The organism is Chryseobacterium gilvum (genome assembly GCF_025628965.1).
Lineage (GTDB): Bacteria > Bacteroidota > Bacteroidia > Flavobacteriales > Weeksellaceae > Chryseobacterium > Chryseobacterium gilvum.
Window position 1 is genome coordinate 53,971 of sequence record NZ_JAOTEN010000002.1, and the last position, 19,752, is coordinate 73,722.

The window sequence follows — 19,752 nt, forward strand, 5'->3', positions numbered from 1 at the left end:
CGTTTAAATTTTACAAAATCCCTCTGGCTTTGATTTCCAGATATTTATTAATCACTTCAATATTCAGGTTTTCCGGAAGGGTATATACGGAATAGATACCGTATTTTCTGAGTTCCTGGATGATCAGTTTCTTTTCAAACTCAAATTTTTCTGCGATAATTTCGTCATATATTTCCTGCATATTCTCCGGATTTTTATCAAGAAGAGTATGAAGTTCTGCATTTTTAAAGAAAACAACGACCAGCAGATGGTTTTTAGCAATTCCTCGGAGATATTTCAGCTGACGGTTTAATCCGTCTAAGGTCTCAAAATTCGTAAACAGTAAAATCAGGCTTCTTTGATTGACCGAGTATTTTACATCCTGATACAATCTGTTGAAATCACTTTCAAAAAAATCAGTTTTAATGTTATAAAGAGATTCGGAAATTTTTCTAAGCTGTCCGGATTTATTATCTGCCGCTACCTTATTCTCTGTTTTTTTGGAAAAGGTCATCATTCCGGCGCGATCTCCTTTTTTAAGGATGATATGTGACAGAGCCATGGCTGCATTAATGGAATAATCGAGAAGGCTTAATCCGTTGAAAGGCATTTTCATGGTTCTTCCTTTATCGATAAGCATATAGATACGCTGCGATTTTTCATCCTGGAACTGATTCACCATCAGTCGGTTGGTTTTAGAAGTCGCTTTCCAGTTGATGGTTCTTATATCATCTCCGGGAACGTATTCTTTGATTTGCTCGAACTCCATGGTATGGCCGAGTTTCCTGATTTTTTTAATTCCGCCTAATAAAAATTCATTCTGAAGAGCCATCAATTCATATTTTCTTAAATGAATAAATGACGGATACGCCGGAAGCATCGCATCTTTCTGAAAAGTAAACCTTTTTGCAATGAATCCTAACGGTGATGAGGCATAGATATTCAGGGCACCAAAACTGTATTCTCCCCGTTCTTTCGGCTCGAGAATATACTGAAACAGAATGTTCTTACCCGGATCAAGCTGCTTGATAATGAAAAAATCTCTTTTCTGAAACTGAAACGGAATTTCATCGATTACTTTCACCACGGTTTTGAAACGGTAGTTATTTTTAACATCGATTTTAACCGGATTCTCATCCCCGTTTGATAATTTTTCGGGTAAAATCCTTTGGGCAAGAATGGCATCTTTCTGCATAAACAAAAAGAGATAATCTACCATCGTCGCAAGAAATGTCAAAAGTAAAAGAAGATGTGCAAACACCATTAAGAAAGGAAAGAAAAACGCAAATACATACAGGATTCCCACTGCGATGAGTGTGAAAAAAAAGCGGTTGTTGATGTATAGGTTTTTCATATAAGTTGCAAGGTTTTAGATTTTGGGAAGCAGGTTTGTCGACTGTTTTAAAGAATTAATAAGACCGTTCAGCATTTTTGAAATTTCTATGATGTCATTATTTAATTTTAAAATTAGAACTATAAGCTGCTAACTAATAGCTATAAAATTACCTCGGTATCTCTATTCCCTCCAAAATCTGGCGGATAATTTCATCAGCAGTAAGACCTTCCATTTCCCGTTCCGGAGAAACAATGACTCTGTGTCTCAGGACCGCATAGCTTGCTTCTTTAATATCTTCCGGCGTCACAAAATCTCTTCCTCTTAAAGCGGCAAACGCTTTGGATGCGGTAAGCAAGGCTAAACTCGCTCTCGGAGAAGCACCTAAATATAAAAACTGGTTTTCTCTTGTATTAATGATAATTTTAGCGATGTATTCGATCAACTGGGATTCTACGATGATTTCTTTGACCAGCTTCTGATAATTATTGAGCTGCTGAGCGGTAATTACACGATTCACCACATCAGTTTTATCTTCCTGCCTGTTTTCATGCTGATTTTTAATAATGGAAACTTCCTGCTCGAGGTTAGGATAGCCCACGTTTATTTTGAATAAAAAACGGTCAAGCTGCGCTTCCGGAAGACGGTACGTTCCTTCGTGCTCAATAGGATTCTGTGTAGCCACTACTAAAAATGGAGCTTCCATGGTGTACTGTATTCCATCCATCGTGATCTGGCGTTCTTCCATTACTTCAAATAATGCAGACTGCGTTTTAGCAGGAGAACGGTTGATCTCATCAATCAAGATAAAATTGGAAAAGATGGGCCCTTTTTTAAATTCAAATTCAGAATTTCTGACATTAAAAACGGAGGTTCCCAAAATATCGGAAGGCATAAGATCCGGTGTAAACTGTATCCTGCTGAAATCTACATCAATGGTTTTGGAAAGCAATTTTGCGGTAATGGTTTTGGCAACTCCCGGAACGCCTTCTATTAAAACGTGCCCGTTTGACAATAAAGCAGCCAAAAGATGCTCAATCATATCCTGTTGGCCTACAATCACTTTCGCAAGTTCTGCTTTTACTTTTTCCAAGCTTTCACGAAGTTCAATCATATCAATTCTTGCGTGAAAATTGTTTTCTTTTTTATCAAGCTCTATTGAATTCTGCTCCTCTATATTCTGGTTTTCAAAGTTTTCCATAAATTTTATGTTTTTTGCTGTCACAAAGCAAATGATAATTTTATTTAATTAATGATTTCAACCTTTTCGAAATCAAAAAGATGTATATTATTTTAAAATGTCATCCAAAAGCCGGTTCATTCTTGCCAGATCTTCTTTCATTACTGATGCATAAGGATCTAACCCTTTTTTCATGAGTTCTACTGCTTCAGAGATTACTTCCGTTGTTTTTCCGGTTTTCAGATGAAGCTTTTTAATAAATTCTTCATCCATATTCTGAGTATCAATCAGCAGGTCAATCCGTATTCTATTTAAAAAATAATGCGCTTTTTTTGCCATCATATCGTGAAAATCACCTTCCTGAAGATACAGATTCCCGATGCTTTTTACAAAATCTACCGACGTATTTCTTAGAGGTTCTACGATCGGTACAATACGCTGCTTCCTTTTTGCATTAAAGAAAATGAATAATATTAAACCTCCCAACAAAAGCCACCAAGCATATTTAAGCGCCGGTTTTGATAAAATGAACCTCATAAATGAGCCCGATTCTTTGGTATTGCTTTCTACAAACCAAAGCGTTTCCCTATCTGGAAGATAAGAAAAAACATTTTGTGCGTATTTTATATTTCCGGGTTTCAGCAGATAATAATTGGTCAGAAAAAGCGGTTCACAATGAACGTAAATATTGCCTTTCCCGTATTTTGCTTTGATAAAATTTGCATGGTCAGGATTTTCTTCATCCATGGTTTTGCCTAATATTTCAACATCCGTTTTCACGTAAGAAAAACCTATTCCTGAAGGGAATTTATCCAATTTGATAAAATCATTCTGATATTTTTTATCGGTAAGTTTAAGCACGCTGCTCTCTGCAAATGAAGCCTGCGAACTGTAATATCCTATTTTATCTGAGATATTGTTTGGCACTTTGCTTACAATCAGCATCGCGTCTGAACCTTTGGAGACCTCATCCATAATATTGTTCCAGGACTCTTGATCTATTTCGTTTTCTACTACGACAATATTATGTGGCTTTTTCTTATTCTTACCGTAGTAATCATACGGAGCAATATCTATTTTTTTGAGATTATCTTTAAAAAGGCCTTTTACTTCGCGATTGAAAACAAATAATCCGAACGGTGATTTTTCATTGACGTCAAAATTTTTCCGCCAGTCTGTGACCTCAGTCTTATTAACTTCAAACAATGCCAAAATCACCATGATGATGATGAAAATGAAAGCATATATTTTGAATGTTTTATTCATGTATCGAAAGATTAATTACGGCTTGAAGGCCTGAAACTGGTTTTTAAATTTTGTATAATTCTGCTCATCAATACTGAACTCGCCATACCAAACATAATCAAATATGTAGACCAGGTTTGAAAAGTCAGTCCTATAATATGCATCTTTCAGCTCGGCGGTATAATCTTTATTGGTTTTTTCAGGATTCCAGAGAATCTGTTTTTTATCACTCAGTTTTTTAAGGATAAATAAAAACTGATACCGTATTGCAGAACGGTAATCACCTGATCTCTCAAAACCGGCTATACTTTCCGGGAAATTGATCTCGTGAATGTTCTCCTGAAGCTCTTCATCCTTGATCAGGACTTTTTTATTTCGTTTTCCAAAAATAAAATTCCCGTTTTTACCGATTAAATATCTGATGATAAAATAGAGTAAAAACCCCACCAGAACAATGGCAAAAAGGCGGATAATGATATTGGCAACACTGGCTGAAGTTTCTAAACTGGTCTCTCCGAAAATACTCTGAATGAGCCTGAAAAATTTTCTGCGAAGCTTTTCCAGAAATGATTCTCTGGGTTTTGACGTAGAATAATCGAACTCTTTCCCCCGATATCTTGACTGAATATTTTCCTTAAACTTTTTGGGATAAACTGTATTTTCGGAAATATTATTTCTGCGCAGAACAGAATCTGCCGGAAGCATATTTTTATAATTACCTTCTTCTAAGGAATCCTGAAAATAATCTTCACCGACAGACACGCTATCATACACCTGAGCTTTCGAAGACCCAAATGTAAAAAACAGCAGAACAAAAAGCAGAATTTTATTCATTATTGCCAATAGTATCTATTTCTGCCAATTCTACCTGCTGATGAAGATCTGTACGGCTGTCGTAATACATAAGTCCGGAATTGATGTATAACAGATTCATAAACAGCATCATAATGAGTGAAGAAATTCCGTAAATTACAAATATAATCACTCCGAAGGAACCTTCCATCGGGTTGTGTTCAAAGCCGGCATCGGGTGTAGAAGTGGTAATAGTTCCGAGATACATAAACATCGGAACCATGGTAAATACCATACTGATAACATAGTACATGATTACAAAAATAATTGATGCTCCCCAGTATTTCCAGTACGGTGAAGATTCTCTTCCGTTTTTGTAAGAAAACTGTGATCTTATAGAGTAACTTAAACTTTCAAAGAATCCGCGATTACTATTGAAATAATCGTACGTAAGAAAGGTGATGACATTGAATAATGTAGGTGCCACAAAGAGAATCACAACCAACCCTATTAAAATAAAGATCAAAATATAGGAGATCCCGAAAATAATAACTGAAGCTGGAATGACAAGGAAAGTAAGCCCAAGATAAAGTTTGAAAATTTTTCCGGCATTTTTTTTAAAATCACCAAGAATATCATCTGTTTTTATTTTGAAATTTCCTTCAGAAACCCTTTTGGCATAAAAGACCGGAAAGAGAAAATTGACGATCATCAATGCAGAGTACAGTAAAAATACCAAAATAACCGTTACGATAAATATCGCCATATTATCCTCAAAATACTGTTCAAAATAAGAGCTTTGCCCATCAAGATTAGACCCCATCATCTGACCGAAGAGATTTCTAAATCCGAAAACGGTCACCACGACGATTAATGTCAACAAAAGCCCATTGATCAGAAGGTAATTTTTAAAATAATTTTTACCGTATAATTTAAAAAAATTAAAAGTATCGCTTATAAAACTTCCAAAGTCTCTTTTTTTATAAAACTGCATCATGGGTATTTTTTAAAGTTTTTCCGGCAACAATTGAAGGATACACAAAATAGTAAAATCCTATGATAAACAAACATCCGAAGATGATGAGAAGATTTAAGAATAAAGGCATTTTCAAGGCGTGTCTTGTAACATAGCCTTCAATAATCCCTGCACAGACCGTAAAAGGTATGGTGCTTAAAAATATTTTAAATGAATCTTTTAAACCTCTTTTCAAAGAATTAAACCTGGAATAGGTCCCCGGAAACAGAATTGATGTTCCCAGGATTAATCCGCACATCGCTTCTACCACCATTGAGAAGATCTCGAACACGCCGTGAAGCCATATTCCTCTCGCGCTGTCTTTTAAAGCTCCATAATCATAGAAAAAGTACTGGAACGAACCCAACATCACAGAATTGGAAAGCAGCAGATACAGTGAGCCAATACCTCCAAAAATACCGTAAATATAAAGTTTGGCTCCGACCCCGATATTATTAAAAACAATGCCTATGGTACTTCCCCATGTAGAGCCACTTTGATAAACCCCAACTGCATTTCCGGCTTTGATATTTTCTATGGTGGTATTGACATAGCTTTCGCCCAGAATAACATTGGCAAAATCTTTATCATAAATTGCCGAAAGCACTCCCATTGCCGTAAATAATATAAAAAACACAAAAGCATACATTAAATATCGCTTGTAGTGATGTACCAGCAGAGGAACTTCAGTAGAAAAGAAATACAGCAGCCTTTTTTTTTCTACTCTTTTGGTTTTGTAGATTTTCTGAAAGATCTGTGAAGACAGGTGATTAAGATAAACCGTGGTATTGCTTTTCGGGTAATAGGTCTGCGCAAAAGAAAGGTCGTTGATGAGATTAATATACAGTGAAGACAGGTCATCAGGATTTTTTTTGATTTTCCCTTGAATAACCTGTTCGATTCCCAACCATTTTTCTTTATTTTGTTTAATAAAATAAACTTCTCTCATAATTGTAAGGCTAAAATAATAAAAAATATGTCTCAAATTGCGATTAATACTTCACAAAATGTAAATATTAATTTTAACATATCCAGTATTGGTGAAAGAATACTTGCTTTCATCATCGACAGCGCCATTAAAATTGCGTATGGAATTTTTATTATTTATTTATTTTTCAAAATTTTTAATTTAGGCTATATCTTAAATGGTTTGGATGATTGGTCTGTAGGAGCTGTTTACATCATCCTTTTATTCCCTGCATTCATTTATCCTGTGGTTTTGGAAAGCTTAATGGAAGGCCAGACTCCAGGAAAAAAAATCATGAAAATTAAAGTCGTAAAAATCGACGGTTATCAGGCGAGTTTTGGAGATTACCTCATTCGCTGGGTTTTCAGAACAATTGATATTTCGATTGCATTTATAGGATTAATTTCCATGATTATCTCTAAAAATAACCAACGGCTAGGTGACATTGCTTCTGGAACAGCTGTGATCTCTTTGAAGAATAATGTAAATATCTCACATACGATCTTAGAAAATATTAATGCTGATTACGTTCCTACATTTCCTCAGGTAATCGGGCTGAGTGATAATGATATGAGAATCATCAAAGACAATTACCTGAAAGCGTTAAAAATAGATGACCGACAGGTTATTCATAAACTTTCGGAGAAAATAAAAGGCATTCTGAAGCTGGAAGTAGACCCTACAAAGATGACAGAACGGCAATTTATCGGGGTGATCATCAAAGATTATAATTATTATACAGGGAAAGAGTAAACTTAGATGCGTGGTTCGGTGCAGATTTTGCATCTTTTAGTGAAATCTTACTTATGAAATTCGAAAACAATAAATCCGGCAATGGCGGGGTCATTACGCTTCATAACGAAATTAAAGAAGTCGGAAGACTTACCTATACCATATTTCCGCAAGAGAATAAACTTATTATTTCTTTTGTACTTGTACATCCTGAATTTGAAGGCCGGGGAATGGGAAAATACCTTGTAGAGGAAGCCATAAAATTTTCAAGAGAAAACAAGTGGAACGTTTACCCGCACTGTTCTTATGCGAGAGCCGTGATGTCTAGAATGAATGACGTGGATGATATTTTTCTAAAACGTTAAAACGTCATTTACAATAATATCCTCAATATCGTCGGGATATTGTACCTGCAAATGCTGATCTGTAACCACCCAGTTTCTGATCTCGTGTACTTCAAGAATTTTAGAATTCATAATTCCCATGTTATCGAGCGCACAAGCATTGCATTCCTGCTCATACTGATTATGGATAGGGATCACAAAGAGTTTTTTGTCCATAAAAAGAGCTTCAGCCGGCCCTTCAAAACCTGCATTGCACAATATACCTTCACAGTTTTGAAAGCATTCTAAAAAATGCAGCTCATCAATCGGGAAAATCTCTACATTCCCTGTTCTGTCATGCAATTTGGTGTATTTTGAAAAAACCTTCCACTCTACCGGGATTTGTTTCAGGACTTTTGTAATATTTTCATCTGAAAAACTGGGAAGATAAACGATATAAAATCCTTTTTTATCGGGATGTAAATTCCTGATCTTTCTTCTAATTACGGGTTTTTTGATCTGAGGATGATAGCTTTCGAAATGAAATCCTATTCTATACCTGCTCGGAACATAATATTTTAAGACCAGCTCTCCCAGAAAATCTTTTTTTGCGGGTTTCGGGGTTTCCTTAAAACTCATGGAAGCCTGATGACTCAGCTCAAGCATTTTCAGTTTCCGAAGTTTACAGGCCCACCCTGTCAAAGGTTCGTAATCATTAATAATTAAATCATACTGTTTCAGTTCTATTTCTCTTATTGTTTTGAGTGCTTCAAGAAAATTATTGTCAGTAATGATCTTTTTATAGGAAATCCCACCCGTCTTATTGTAAAGAAGAGAGATGCCTTTATGATAAAAATCTATAGGAGAATCTATTGTGAGCTGAGACTGATGACCGCTGATTAAGGTATCAACAGATGCATATTTCTTTAGTATCGGAATAATTTCCTGAGCTCTTGCGATGTGCCCGTTTCCGGTTCCCTGAAATGCATAAAGTATTTTCATATCAGGAAAATTGGGTAACTATTTTCATCAGTTCTGAACTGTTCATTTCCTGGAATTCTTCAGACTCATCATCTTTAAGCAGATGCTTATGATCTTCGTAGTGAAAAATTTTCCACTCTTTGTTGTCATACTCCAGAGCAGATAAATTTTCGATCCAGTCTCCTGAATTCAGGTATGTACAGGAACCTTTTTTATTTTTGACTTCGCGAATCTGAGGCTGATGAATATGTCCGCAGATGACGTAATCGTATCCGTTATCAATAGCCAGTTCGGAAGCTGTCAACTCAAAATCCCCAATATATTTTACGGCTTTTTTGACGTTATTTTTAATTTTTTTTGAAAATGAATACTTTTCTTTACCCATCTTGTCCAAAAACCAATTGACTACGTTATTGATGACAATTAAGGTATCGTATCCTTTTCCACCCAACTTGGCAATCCATTTAGAATGCTGTACAGAAGCATCAAAAACGTCACCGTGAAAGATCCACGTTTTCTTGCCATCTTTTTCAAGACATAACTTATTACATACTTTTAGCTTCCCAAGCTCAAAATCCGTAAATTTTCTGAACATCTCATCGTGGTTGCCGGTGATGTAATAAACATCAGTCATTTTTGTGGCCAATGAAATAATTTTCTTAATGACTTTCAAATGGGGTTTTGGGAAGTAAGACTTTTTAAACTGCCAAATATCAATGATATCCCCGTTTAAAACCAATGTTTCCGGTTGAATAGAATTTAGATACCGCAACAGCTCTTTAGCCTTACATCCGTATGTTCCCAAATGTACATCCGAAATCACAACCAAATCAACGTTTCTTTTCATCTGCAAAATTTTACCTGATTTATTGCAAAGAAACCATTTGAAAATGAATTGTATATGAATGCTATATTATGTTTTATAACGCGTCCAGCAACTCGTCTGTAATTTCCATGTTATGATAAACGTTCTGCACGTCATCATCTTCTTCAAAGCGGTCAAGCATTTTCATATTAGCTTTAAACTGTTCTTCCGTAACTTCTTTGGTATTGTTAGGAATTCTCTGAAGTTCTGCGCTTTTCACCTCAATGCCCAGTTCGTCCAGCTTGTGTGACAAAGACCCGAAATCTTCAAAAGCGGTAGTTACCATTACTTCCTGTTCATCCTGATCAATATCTTCTGCGCCACCGTCGATCATTTCCATCTCAAAATCATCCCAGTCCATTTTGATCTGTGCCTTATCAATACTGAAAATACCCTTTCTGTCGAAAATGAATGCCAGTTCTCCGTTCTTTCCTAAGTTACCATCAAATTTATTGAAAATAGCCCTCACATTGGCCACGGTTCTGGTGGTATTGTTTGTTGTACATTCTACAAAAAAAGCGACACCGCCCTGTCCGTATCCTTCATATGTAATTTCTTCATAGTTTTCGGCATCCGCGCCGCTTGCCTTTTTAATTGCTCTTTCTACATTATCTTTCGGCATATTGGCACCTTTTGCATTCTGGATGCATCTTCTCAGCGCCGGGTTAGCTTCCACATCCGGACCGCCCGCTTTTACAGCCAAAGCGATATCCTTACCTATCTTTGAGAAAGTCTTGGCCATTTTGTCCCAACGGGCCATTTTAGAAGCTTTTCTATATTCAAACGCTCTTCCCATTTTATAATTTAAATTTTAACAAAAATAATTAAAAACATCAACAAAAAAAATACCCCCAGAACACTGGAGGTATTTATTATGTAGAAAAATTAATTATTTTTTCTTTTTAACTACTTTTTTCTTAGTAGTTTTTTTAGCTGGAGCTTTTTTCACTGGAGCATCTTCATAATCTCTTTTAGAGATTGCATTCCACTCAGCGTCATTTTCAACAGCCGTTACGACTACTTTTCTGTCTACTTGTCTTTCAGCATCAGAAGCTTTTTCAGAAACTGTAGCTTTAGATTCACCAACACCGATAGATTTCAGAGAATTAGCATCTACACCTCTTGCATCTAAAGCAGCAACTACCGCAGCAGCTCTTCTTCTTGATAAATCTAGGTTATATGCTTCAGATCCTTTAGCATCAGTTTGACCTTCTAATAAGAAGTTACCTTTATCTGTTTTAATGATATTTGCAGCTCTATCTAAAGCAGAAGAAGATTCAGCTTTGATTGTAGCTTTGTTAAAATCAAAATAAACGTTTTTAACTTCAATTGCTATTTCTTCTGCAGTTTTAGTTTTAGGCTTAGGACATCCGTTGTATTCTGGAAGACCTGGAACAGTAGGACAAGCATCATCTTTGTCTAAGATACCGTCACCGTCTGTATCTGGCCAAGGACAACCGTTGTTTTCTGCAGGACCTGCAACTGTAGGACAAGCATCATCTTTATCGATTACACCGTCACCGTCTGTATCTGGCCAAGGACAACCGTTGTTTTCAACCGGACCAGCAACATCTGGACACTGATCGTCTTTATCTGGAACTCCGTCTCCGTCTGTATCAGGACATCCTTGGAATTCTGGTAAACCTGGAGTATCAGGACATAAATCGTCTTTATCTAAGATACCATCCTTATCTCTGTCTCTGTTTCCAAATCTAAAGTTTAAAGATGCAGAAGCCTGCCAAAAGTTTGCAACAGTAGATTTATCTCCAGGAGTTGTAACATAATCACCCTGAACACCAAGACCGAAGTTCTTAGTTAACCAAAGATTTACACCGGCACCCGCAGCAACTGTAAAGTGATTTGCTTTACCCATTTCATTACCATTGTCACCGTTTACAATTACCTCTGCAGGATTTCCATTGATAAAACTTTGTCTTGGAAATGAAAGCGATGTATAATCGTGTCTTAAATAGTTTGCACCTACTCTTAAATATGGGTCGAACCAAGATTCTTCATTCCAAATTAGACCTGCTGCTTTTGCTTGAAAACCTAAACCTGTCATCAACATAAACTCTTTGCCCATGTTGAATCTTTTGTTTTCAACATTTCCAACAGTAGTCTGCCAGTCGATTACTAAACCTTTACCGATGTTTCTTGCAACCGTTAGCTTAGATAAAGGGGGTGTGATTGAGAAGTTGTCTACGTTGAACATATTCTTCGTCAAATTTTTAGCAGAAAACGTATTGCTAAAATTAGCACGTTGTGCTGTATGATTTTCCGCATGAGCACCAACCCCGATCATCCACGGATTGTTGGTAGTCTGAGCGAAAACAGTAGAGGCAACAGTAAGTGCCAATGCTGAAATTCCTAATTTTAGATTTTTCATAGAATTAAATGATTAAATAATTGATATTGCAAAATAAATATAATTTTTCTTTATAAACAAAGTTTTAAGGATGATTTTTAACTTTTCTTTAATATTCTGTCGAGGTTCCGTTTATTTTCTCTATCTTTTATGGACTCCCTTTTATCGAAAAGCTTTTTCCCTCTACCCAACGCAATTAAAACCTTTGCTTTTCCCTTATCGTTGATGTAGAGCTTTAAAGGGACAATTGTATTACCTGCATCTTTCAGTTTCCTTTCAAATTTTGCCAATTCTCTTTTGTGCAACAGCAATTTTCGTTCCCTTTTAGTCTTGTGATTATAAAATGTGCCCAGCTTATATTCGTCGATCATCATATTGATAATATACAGTTCACCATCAATAAACTGGCAAAAAGACTCTGTAATAGATGCTTTTGAAGAGCGTAAAGATTTAATCTCTGTACCGGTGAGCACCATTCCTGCCTCGATCTCATCCATGATCTCATATTCAAACCTGGCTCTTTTATTAAATATATTAACTGTTTTTTCGATCTTCATAACTCTAAATTTCATTGATGAAATATACAAAAATACCACTCATGATAACTTGAGTATTACATTATTATAATATCCCCGAATCTTTTCGTATTTTTGCGCCAAATTTACAAAACAATATGTTAACAGTATCTAACTTATCTTTACAATTCGGGAAAAGAATTCTTTTTGACGAGGTAAATATTATGTTTACCAAAGGGAATTGCTACGGGATTATCGGAGCAAATGGTGCAGGAAAGTCTACATTCCTTAAAATATTAACAGGAAAGCAGGATCCAACGACAGGAAACGTGTCCCTTGAGCCGGGAAAAAGAATGTCTGTGTTGGAACAGGATCACTTTGCATATGATCAGTTCACCGTTCTTGAAGCGGTGTTAAGAGGTAACAAAAAATTATTTGAGATAAAAGAGGAGATGGACGCTTTATACGCTAAAGAAGATTTCTCTGACGAAGACGGAATCAAAGCCGGCGAATTAGGCGTTGTGTACGACGAAATGGGCGGCTGGAATTCAGAATCTGATGCACAGACCATGCTTTCCAATGTAGGCATTAAAGACGACATGCACTATCAGATGATGAGCGAACTTGAAAATAAGGACAAAGTAAAGGTCCTTTTGGCTCAGGCGCTTTTCGGAAATCCTGATGTATTGATTCTGGATGAACCTACCAATGACCTTGATATTGATACTATCGCATGGTTAGAAGATTTTCTTGCTGATTATGAAAATACAGTAATCGTCGTTTCTCACGACCGTCACTTCCTGGACACCGTGTGTACCCACATTGGTGATTTAGATTACGCAAAACTGAATCTTTACACCGGGAACTACTCTTTCTGGTACCAAGCTTCACAATTAGCGACAAGACAGAGAGCGCAGGCAAATAAAAAAGCGGAAGAAAAGAAGAAAGAACTTCAGGATTTTATCGCACGATTCAGCTCAAACGTAGCGAAAGCGAAACAGGCAACCGCAAGAAAAAAAATGATCGACAAATTAAATATTGACGATATCAAACCTTCTTCAAGAAGATATCCTGCCATTATTTTTGAAATGGAAAGAGAGGTGGGAGATCAGATTCTGGATGTAAAAGGGCTGGAGAAAACCAAAGACGGAGAGTTATTATTTTCGAATATTGATCTGAACCTGAAAAAAGGGGATAAAGTAGCGGTTATTTCTAAAAACTCGTTAGCAATTACAGAATTTTTTGAAATTTTAGCCGGGAACACACAGCCAGATAAAGGAAATGTTGCTTGGGGTGTTACTACCAACCAATCTCACATGCCTTTGGACAACACCAGTTTCTTCCAGGAAGATATTAATCTGGTAGACTGGTTGAGACAGTTCACAAAAAATGATGAAGAGCGTCACGAAGAATTCATGAGAGGATTTTTAGGAAGGATGCTATTTTCGGGAGATGAAGCGCTAAAATCTTGTAAAGTACTTTCTGGAGGAGAAAAAATGAGATGTATGTTCAGCAGGATGATGCTTCAGAAAGCCAACGTTTTACTTTTGGACGAGCCTACCAATCACCTGGATCTGGAAAGCATTACCACACTGAATAACTCGCTGTCTAACTTCAAAGGAAATCTATTGCTGTCTTCTCATGACCACGAAATGCTTCAAACAGTCTGTAACAGAATTGTAGAGCTGACTCCAAAAGGAATCATCGACAGAGAAACCACCTATGACGAATATCTTGCCGATAAAAAGATCAAAGAATTAAGAGAGAAAATGTATTCTTAAATACAAATCCCCGAAGCTAATTCGGGGATTTGTATTTTAATAATGATACAGCTTTAATAAAATATAAAATAGCCCTTCAAATATATTTGAGGGGCTATTTTTATAAGATGATAATTAATTATTTTGTCAATTTCGTTTTAGGTAAGGTAACTGTTCCGGGATCTTTCCACAAACCGTCTTTTTCAGCACGCTTCTTTATGGCTTCCGCTCTTTTGTTGCTATCTGGATGTGAATTGAACATTTTTTGTAATCCTGACTGTGCACTTCCGCCTTCAGATAAAAGCGCCAATTTTTTAAATGCAGTGTACGCTCCGACAACATTGTAGTGGTTTGCTTTCATAAAATCATAAGAATAAACATCTGCTTCAGATTCCTGCTTTTTGCTGTGGGAAGCATCTAAAAACGCGTTGGCCATTTTCCCGACCTGGCTATCATTTAGTGTAGCAACTTTCGAAGAAGCTGAAGAAGCCGCATCCAATGCAGCTGCTTTTAAATACGCAGATTTAATGGCATCTTTGGTATCTTCATTTTTTACGTGCCCTATTTCATGCCCGATTACTGCTAACAATTCATCATCAGTCATCATATCCATTAATGAAGAAAAAACGCGCACGCTTCCGTCTGCGCAAGCAAAAGCATTGATATCTTTTACTTTATACACTTTATAATTAAGAATAAGGCCGTCCTGAGATTTGTGCTTTGCAAAAAGCTTGTTGAGTCTTATGGTGTAAGGATCTTTGGATCCTGCAAGCTGGTTGTTTTTATCCATATACGCTACAGATTCCTGAGAAAGCTTCACGGCTTCGGCATTGGTAAACGTAAATGCTTTAGCTCCTTTGGAAATAATGTCTGTAGCTTTTCCTAAGTTAATTTTTTGAGCTTCAACGTGGTACATTGCACTTAAAAATGTAATCCCGATAAAATTTTTTTTCATAAAATATGTATTTATTTTCCTGTGAAGATAATACTTTCTATCAAAAAAAAACCTTTTCTGCCATAGCAGAAAAGGCTAAAATATATATAAATTGTGTTCTAATCAATAAATAATGCTGCGATAGCTGCCGCATCGGTGCCTGTTAAAATTTCGTCATAAGCTGCCGAACCTGCTTCCGGACCAAATGCAGTTGCTGTATTGAATCCTGCCTGTACGGTTACACCTTCACCTGCGTAAACAGGGTTTGTTGGAGCAGGCATATTTCCACCGTTTGCCAATTCTATCCAGCCTTTTTGGCCTCTCATTCTTCTTACCTGAGAAGCATGTCTTGCCTCAACCGAGTGAATCTGTAATGCAGCCTGTAAAACTGCTTTATTAGACATCACATTTCCGGCCTGTCCTTTATAAGCTCTTACCCCTGTATCTTCAAATGCCTGAGCAACAGCAAGAAACTGCTGATAATCTGAAAAAGGCATAAAATTACCGTTTGCGGTAAAGTCAAAGGTAGGTTTTGCTCCCGGTGTAACTCCTAAAGATGTCAAAGTAGATTTAAGGAATACAACGTGAGCCGCTTCATGCTTTGAGATTTGCATAAAAACAGGACGGTCTGAGGAAGGAATCAAATTGGAAGTTAAAAGACCAATACGGTAATATTCATCTTCAAGATATTCTAATGTAAGGGCCAATTGAAGCGCATCAGTAAGCGCTGTTTTCATTAAAGTAGGATCTGTAACTGTTTTTGTGGTCTCAGCTTTGGCTGAAGTTGCCATAAAGCTTCCCAATCCTAAAGGCAATGCTGCAATAGCTGCTTTTTTACCTAATGAAGAAATATCGGTTAATGTTTCTGATCTTGAAAGTTCTCTTGTAAAGAATGAATCGTCAGAAAGTTTATCTAAAAGTTTAAGAATGTTCATAATAGTAGGTTTTGATGTGAATAATAATTAAAATTAAATACCTCTTTCTTTCCAGGTAAATGGAGTTTTAATAAATCCTCCGGCTGCCATAACAACATCTTTCGGCTCTTTTGCTACGTCTAGTCCGTTTGCGTCAATCACATCATCGCCTGAAAAAGCTGCTGTTCCAGGACTAATCAGATTTCTGATCGCAGAAGCATGTCTTGCTTCTACAGAAACAATTTTTCCGGCAAGTACAAGATAATCAGGATTGGTAATATATTTTCCTGCTCCGTTATACGCTGCAACACCTGTATCTTCCAAAGCTTTTGCTGTTGCAAGAACAGAATTCCGGTCATTGAAATTTACATTGGGATACTGAAATTCCAATTTAGGCAATACATTGGACGTGGCTCCAGTAAGTGCTGCCTTGAAAAAATCTCTGTGGATCACCTCGTGATGGTACAAGTCGGTAAATAATTGTTGTTCGATACTGGAAATTCCTGAATAAAAATTGTTGACAACTTTTGTATAGAAATCTGCTTCTAACTGTTCAAGAGCATATGCATAGTTCAACACACCTACATCACCCATTCCCAGATCAAATACTTTATTATCGTTATATTCAAAATTGTCATCGTCACATCCTACAAGGGTAAGACCTGCTGCGACAATACCGATACCGCTTAGTTTTAAAAAGTTTCTTCTGCCGGTATCCAGAGTGGCTCCCTGGTTAGAAACATTAATCGTTTTTTTCATAATATTATTTTTTAAAAAGGTTCGCTATTGAAGAATATAATAGCATCTACGAGATGCATTACTGTTTGGATTTATTATTTAACAAAAAATTGTAATTATTTTTGATTTTTATTAACACTTGAACATAAATAATTGACGATAAATCAATTAGCGTTCCGATTTAATTATTCGCACTGATATATTTTCAAAGAGATTTAAAATAAATTTTCCTTATTTTTGTGAAATGAGTCAAAAATGGATTTTCAAACCCGAACCTGATGAAGAAATTGTTGATGGCTTGAGTTCATCTCTTGGCTTTGGAACCTTTGAATCCAAACTGTTGGTTCTCAGAGGTATCGACAACTATCAGAAAGCCAGAGAATTTTTCAAACCCAACCTTACCGATATTCACAGCCCTTTCCTGATGGCCGATATGCAGAAAGCGGTAGAACGTATTGCCACGGCGATTGAAAACGGTGAAAAAATAATGGTATACGGAGATTATGATGTAGACGGTACAACGGCGGTTGCACTTACTTATCTTTATCTCAGAAAAATTGTACACAAAAAATATCTTGATTATTACATCCCCGACAGAAATTCTGAAGGATACGGTATTTCTACCGAAGGAATCGATTTTGCCAAAGAAAACGGATTTTCTCTCATCATTGCCCTGGATTGCGGCATCAAAGCAATTGATATGATCAACTATGCAAAAAGCAAGAATATTGATTTTATCATCTGCGATCACCATTTACCCGGTGAAGAAATCCCGGACGCGGTTGCCGTATTAGATCCGAAAAGAAGCGACTGCAGATATCCCTTTAAAGAACTTTCCGGATGCGGTGTAGGTTTTAAACTTTGTCAGGGACTTAATACAATATATAAAATCCCGGAAACGGAATTATTCGAACTTACTGATCTTTTGGCGATATCCATTGCCGCAGACATTGTTTCGATGACCGGTGAAAACAGGGTTCTTGCTAAAATGGGACTGAAAGTATTACGTAAAACCAGAAATCTTGGATTAAGATTGCTGATTCCTGAAGATAAACTTTCCCATTTTGAAATTTCAAATATTGTTTTTGAAATTGCCCCGAAAATCAACGCTGCCGGAAGAATTTCTCATGGTAGAGCCGCAGTGGAACTGATGGTTTCCGACAATCTGAAACACGCCCATCAAATCGTAGGAGATATCATGAATCTGAATGATGAAAGGCGCGAACTTGATATGAATTCTACCCTTTCGGCTTTGAATCAGGTCATTGAATCTCAACAGGTCACAAAATTCTCAACCATTGTGTACCATCCCGACTGGAATAAGGGAGTGATCGGCATTGTTGCATCACGTCTTACCGAAACGTATTATAAACCTACACTGGTTTTCACTGACGGAAATAATGGCGAAATGGTCGCTTCTGCAAGGTCTGTTTCCGATTTTGACGTGCATGAAGCTTTAGACATCTGTTCAGAATATTTCCTGAAATTTGGCGGACACCATGCTGCAGCAGGACTTTCGATGGAAAAAGACAAGTTTGAGGATTTTAAGATTAAATTTGAAAAAACGGTTGCCGAGAAAATCAAAGACCATCAAAAAGAGCCTTCTATTACCGTAGATTCTGAAGTATCTATTGATGAAATAAACAGGGAGTTTATCAATTTCCATAGAAAATTAGCCCCATTTGGTCCGCAGAATATGAAACCCAATCTCGTTCTCCGCAATCAAAAAATTGCAGGCTATGTAAAAACAATGGGGAAAGATAATAATCACCTCAAATTCTATATCAAGCAGGAATCAACCGGCAGAAATATTGAATGTGTAGGCTTTAAGCTGGGTCAGTTTGCCGATGATTTCAGGACAAAAACATTTGATCTAGCTTTCACTTTGGAAGAAAACCACTGGAAAGGCAATGTAACGCATTACCTCAACATAAAAGATGTAAAGTTTAAAGATTAAATTTTTCAGAAAAATGAAAAAAATCGGTTTGTTTTTCGGATCATTTAATCCCATTCACATTGGGCATTTGATTTTGGCTAATTATATTCTGGAAAATTCTGATATGGATGAACTTTGGTTTGTAGTAAGCCCACAAAATCCTTTTAAAGAAAAAAAATCATTGCTGAAAGATCATAATAGGCTGGATATGGTGCAGCTTGCCGTAAAAAGCTACCCCAATATGAGAGCTTCCAATGTAGAATTTTCTCTTCCGAGACCCAGCTATACGATTGATACCTTAACCTATCTGCACGAGAAATATCCTGATTATTCTTTCAGCCTTATCATGGGAGAAGATAATCTCAGCAGCTTGAGCAAATGGAAAAATTCTGAAACTTTAATAAAAAATCATCACATTATTGTTTATCCAAGAGTTTTTGATGGTGAAAAAAAAGATTCCGAATATCTTCAGCACGATAACATTTCAATGATTAAGGCACCTGTTATAGAACTTTCTGCTACCGAGATCCGAAATATGATCAAAGACGGCAAAAATGTGCGTCCGATGCTTCCGCCGGAGGTTTTCGAATATTTAGATGGGAGTAGTTTTTATAAATAAATCAGACAAAAATTGATCATTAATTCAAAGGTACATGAACTTCATCGAAAAATTTTTCTCAAAATATCCTCAGGAAAAAATCATCAAATGGTTTAAGCAGATCTGTTTGGCGGAAGCAATTTCCTGGTTTTTCCTTTTTACTGCAATGACCTGGATACGCGTTGACCCTGTAGGAGTTATACCGATCGTGTACATCAGTACCGTTGGCAGTATTCATGGTTTGTTTTTTACACTGTATCTGCTGTTTCTGCCTTCTGTAAGAAAGATCTATTCATGGGACGACGAAGACAGCGTTTTTGCATTGATTTCTGCTTTTTTTCCTTTTGCCACGATCTGGATCGATAAAAAGCTGGCGCGTTTCGACAGAGAATAAATAATTTCAGAAAATTCTACCATCGCTGTAACAAAATACATGTTACAGTTGTCTTATTGTGTAGAAGTTCAAATTTAAATATAAAAAATTTAACTGATTATCAATACATTACAGATTAAAACAAACATATTTACTACTTTGTATTGCATGATACTAAATTTATAATATATCTTTGCAATGTAAAAT

At 36.5% G+C, this 19,752-nt stretch carries 20 protein-coding genes; 6 read left to right on the plus strand and 14 right to left on the minus strand.

Translation table 11 applies throughout. From position 1 onward, the window contains the following. Positions 1-10: 10 nt before the first annotated feature. From N0B16_RS06810 to N0B16_RS06835, 6 genes are all read right to left on the minus strand, one after another. Positions 11-1,333, minus strand: a complete 1,323-nt coding sequence (locus tag N0B16_RS06810; RefSeq protein ID WP_262990037.1) for a DUF58 domain-containing protein — start codon at positions 1,331-1,333, stop codon at positions 11-13. A 148-nt stretch (positions 1,334-1,481) separates the two neighbouring features. Then, positions 1,482-2,513 (minus strand): AAA family ATPase, encoded by a 1,032-nt coding sequence (locus N0B16_RS06815; RefSeq protein ID WP_262990038.1) that lies wholly within the window; start codon positions 2,511-2,513, stop codon positions 1,482-1,484. 87 nt (positions 2,514-2,600) lie between these two features. Next, entirely contained in the window at positions 2,601-3,758 is a 1,158-nt protein-coding gene (locus tag N0B16_RS06820) for a DUF4350 family protein (protein WP_262990039.1), read from the minus strand. Positions 3,759-3,773: 15 nt separating this feature from the next. Continuing rightward, positions 3,774-4,571, minus strand: coding sequence for a DUF4129 domain-containing protein (locus N0B16_RS06825; RefSeq protein WP_262990040.1), 798 nt, complete (start codon positions 4,569-4,571; stop codon positions 3,774-3,776). Continuing rightward, the gene (locus N0B16_RS06830; RefSeq protein ID WP_262990041.1) at positions 4,564-5,526 is read right to left on the minus strand and encodes a DUF4013 domain-containing protein; all 963 of its coding nucleotides are present in this window, start codon (positions 5,524-5,526) and stop codon (positions 4,564-4,566) included. The genes N0B16_RS06825 and N0B16_RS06830 overlap by 8 nt, the downstream gene beginning before the upstream one ends. Next, entirely contained in the window at positions 5,510-6,493 is a 984-nt protein-coding gene (locus tag N0B16_RS06835; protein ID WP_262990042.1) for a stage II sporulation protein M, read from the minus strand. Before N0B16_RS06835 ends, N0B16_RS06830 begins: the two co-directional genes overlap by 17 nt. Before the next feature lie 27 nt (positions 6,494-6,520). On the opposite strand from N0B16_RS06835, the gene N0B16_RS06840 reads away from it, so the two are divergent. Together N0B16_RS06840 and N0B16_RS06845 are read left to right on the plus strand one after the other, a co-directional pair. Further along, on the plus strand, positions 6,521-7,264 hold the full coding sequence (locus N0B16_RS06840) for an RDD family protein (protein WP_262990043.1): 744 nt from the start codon (positions 6,521-6,523) through the stop codon (positions 7,262-7,264). 53 nt (positions 7,265-7,317) lie between these two features. Then, complete coding sequence (locus N0B16_RS06845) at positions 7,318-7,608, plus strand: GNAT family N-acetyltransferase (protein ID WP_262990044.1); 291 nt, start codon at positions 7,318-7,320, stop codon at positions 7,606-7,608. On the opposite strand, the gene N0B16_RS06850 is transcribed toward N0B16_RS06845, so the two are convergent. From N0B16_RS06850 to smpB, 5 genes are all read right to left on the minus strand, one after another. Beyond that, positions 7,597-8,568, minus strand: a complete 972-nt coding sequence (locus N0B16_RS06850) for a glycosyltransferase family protein (protein ID WP_262990045.1) — start codon at positions 8,566-8,568, stop codon at positions 7,597-7,599. The genes N0B16_RS06845 and N0B16_RS06850 overlap by 12 nt on opposite strands. 1 nt (position 8,569) lies before the next feature. Next, positions 8,570-9,394 carry a UDP-2,3-diacylglucosamine diphosphatase gene (locus tag N0B16_RS06855; RefSeq protein ID WP_262990046.1) on the minus strand — a complete coding sequence of 275 codons (825 nt, stop codon included), beginning with the start codon at positions 9,392-9,394 and terminating at the stop codon, positions 8,570-8,572. Positions 9,395-9,467: 73 nt separating this feature from the next. Then, positions 9,468-10,208 carry a YebC/PmpR family DNA-binding transcriptional regulator gene (locus N0B16_RS06860; protein WP_262990047.1) on the minus strand — a complete coding sequence of 247 codons (741 nt, stop codon included), beginning with the start codon at positions 10,206-10,208 and terminating at the stop codon, positions 9,468-9,470. A gap of 93 nt (positions 10,209-10,301) precedes the next feature. Continuing rightward, positions 10,302-11,798 (minus strand): OmpA family protein, encoded by a 1,497-nt coding sequence (locus N0B16_RS06865; RefSeq protein WP_262990048.1) that lies wholly within the window; start codon positions 11,796-11,798, stop codon positions 10,302-10,304. A gap of 77 nt (positions 11,799-11,875) precedes the next feature. Further along, positions 11,876-12,334, minus strand: coding sequence for an SsrA-binding protein SmpB (smpB, locus tag N0B16_RS06870; RefSeq protein ID WP_262990050.1), 459 nt, complete (start codon positions 12,332-12,334; stop codon positions 11,876-11,878). Positions 12,335-12,450: 116 nt separating this feature from the next. Here smpB and N0B16_RS06875 point away from each other — a divergent pair, with 116 nt between their 5' ends. Beyond that, a complete protein-coding gene (locus N0B16_RS06875; protein WP_262990051.1) occupies positions 12,451-14,073 on the plus strand; it encodes an ABC-F family ATP-binding cassette domain-containing protein in 1,623 nt (540 codons plus the stop codon). Between the two features lie 118 nt (positions 14,074-14,191). Here N0B16_RS06875 and N0B16_RS06880 read toward each other — a convergent pair whose 3' ends face one another. From N0B16_RS06880 to N0B16_RS06890, 3 genes are all read right to left on the minus strand, one after another. Then, entirely contained in the window at positions 14,192-15,007 is an 816-nt protein-coding gene (locus tag N0B16_RS06880) for a M48 family metalloprotease (protein WP_262990052.1), read from the minus strand. Between the two features lie 98 nt (positions 15,008-15,105). After that, the gene (locus N0B16_RS06885; RefSeq protein ID WP_262990054.1) at positions 15,106-15,921 is read right to left on the minus strand and encodes a ferritin-like domain-containing protein; all 816 of its coding nucleotides are present in this window, start codon (positions 15,919-15,921) and stop codon (positions 15,106-15,108) included. Between the two features lie 33 nt (positions 15,922-15,954). Beyond that, complete coding sequence (locus N0B16_RS06890) at positions 15,955-16,659, minus strand: ferritin-like domain-containing protein (RefSeq protein ID WP_262990055.1); 705 nt, start codon at positions 16,657-16,659, stop codon at positions 15,955-15,957. Positions 16,660-16,882: 223 nt separating this feature from the next. Between N0B16_RS06890 and recJ the strand changes: the two genes are divergently transcribed. Genes recJ through N0B16_RS06905 form a run of 3 tightly spaced genes read left to right on the plus strand, consistent with a single transcriptional unit; the run spans position 16,883 to position 19,566 of the window. Next, positions 16,883-18,595: a single-stranded-DNA-specific exonuclease RecJ gene (recJ, locus tag N0B16_RS06895; protein WP_262990056.1), complete on the plus strand. Its 1,713-nt coding sequence runs from the start codon at positions 16,883-16,885 to the stop codon at positions 18,593-18,595. A gap of 13 nt (positions 18,596-18,608) precedes the next feature. Beyond that, the gene (gene nadD / locus N0B16_RS06900) at positions 18,609-19,193 is read left to right on the plus strand and encodes a nicotinate (nicotinamide) nucleotide adenylyltransferase (RefSeq protein WP_262990057.1); all 585 of its coding nucleotides are present in this window, start codon (positions 18,609-18,611) and stop codon (positions 19,191-19,193) included. 34 nt (positions 19,194-19,227) lie between these two features. Continuing rightward, the gene (locus N0B16_RS06905; protein ID WP_262990058.1) at positions 19,228-19,566 is read left to right on the plus strand and encodes a DUF3817 domain-containing protein; all 339 of its coding nucleotides are present in this window, start codon (positions 19,228-19,230) and stop codon (positions 19,564-19,566) included. The last annotated feature ends 186 nt before the right edge of the window (positions 19,567-19,752 follow it).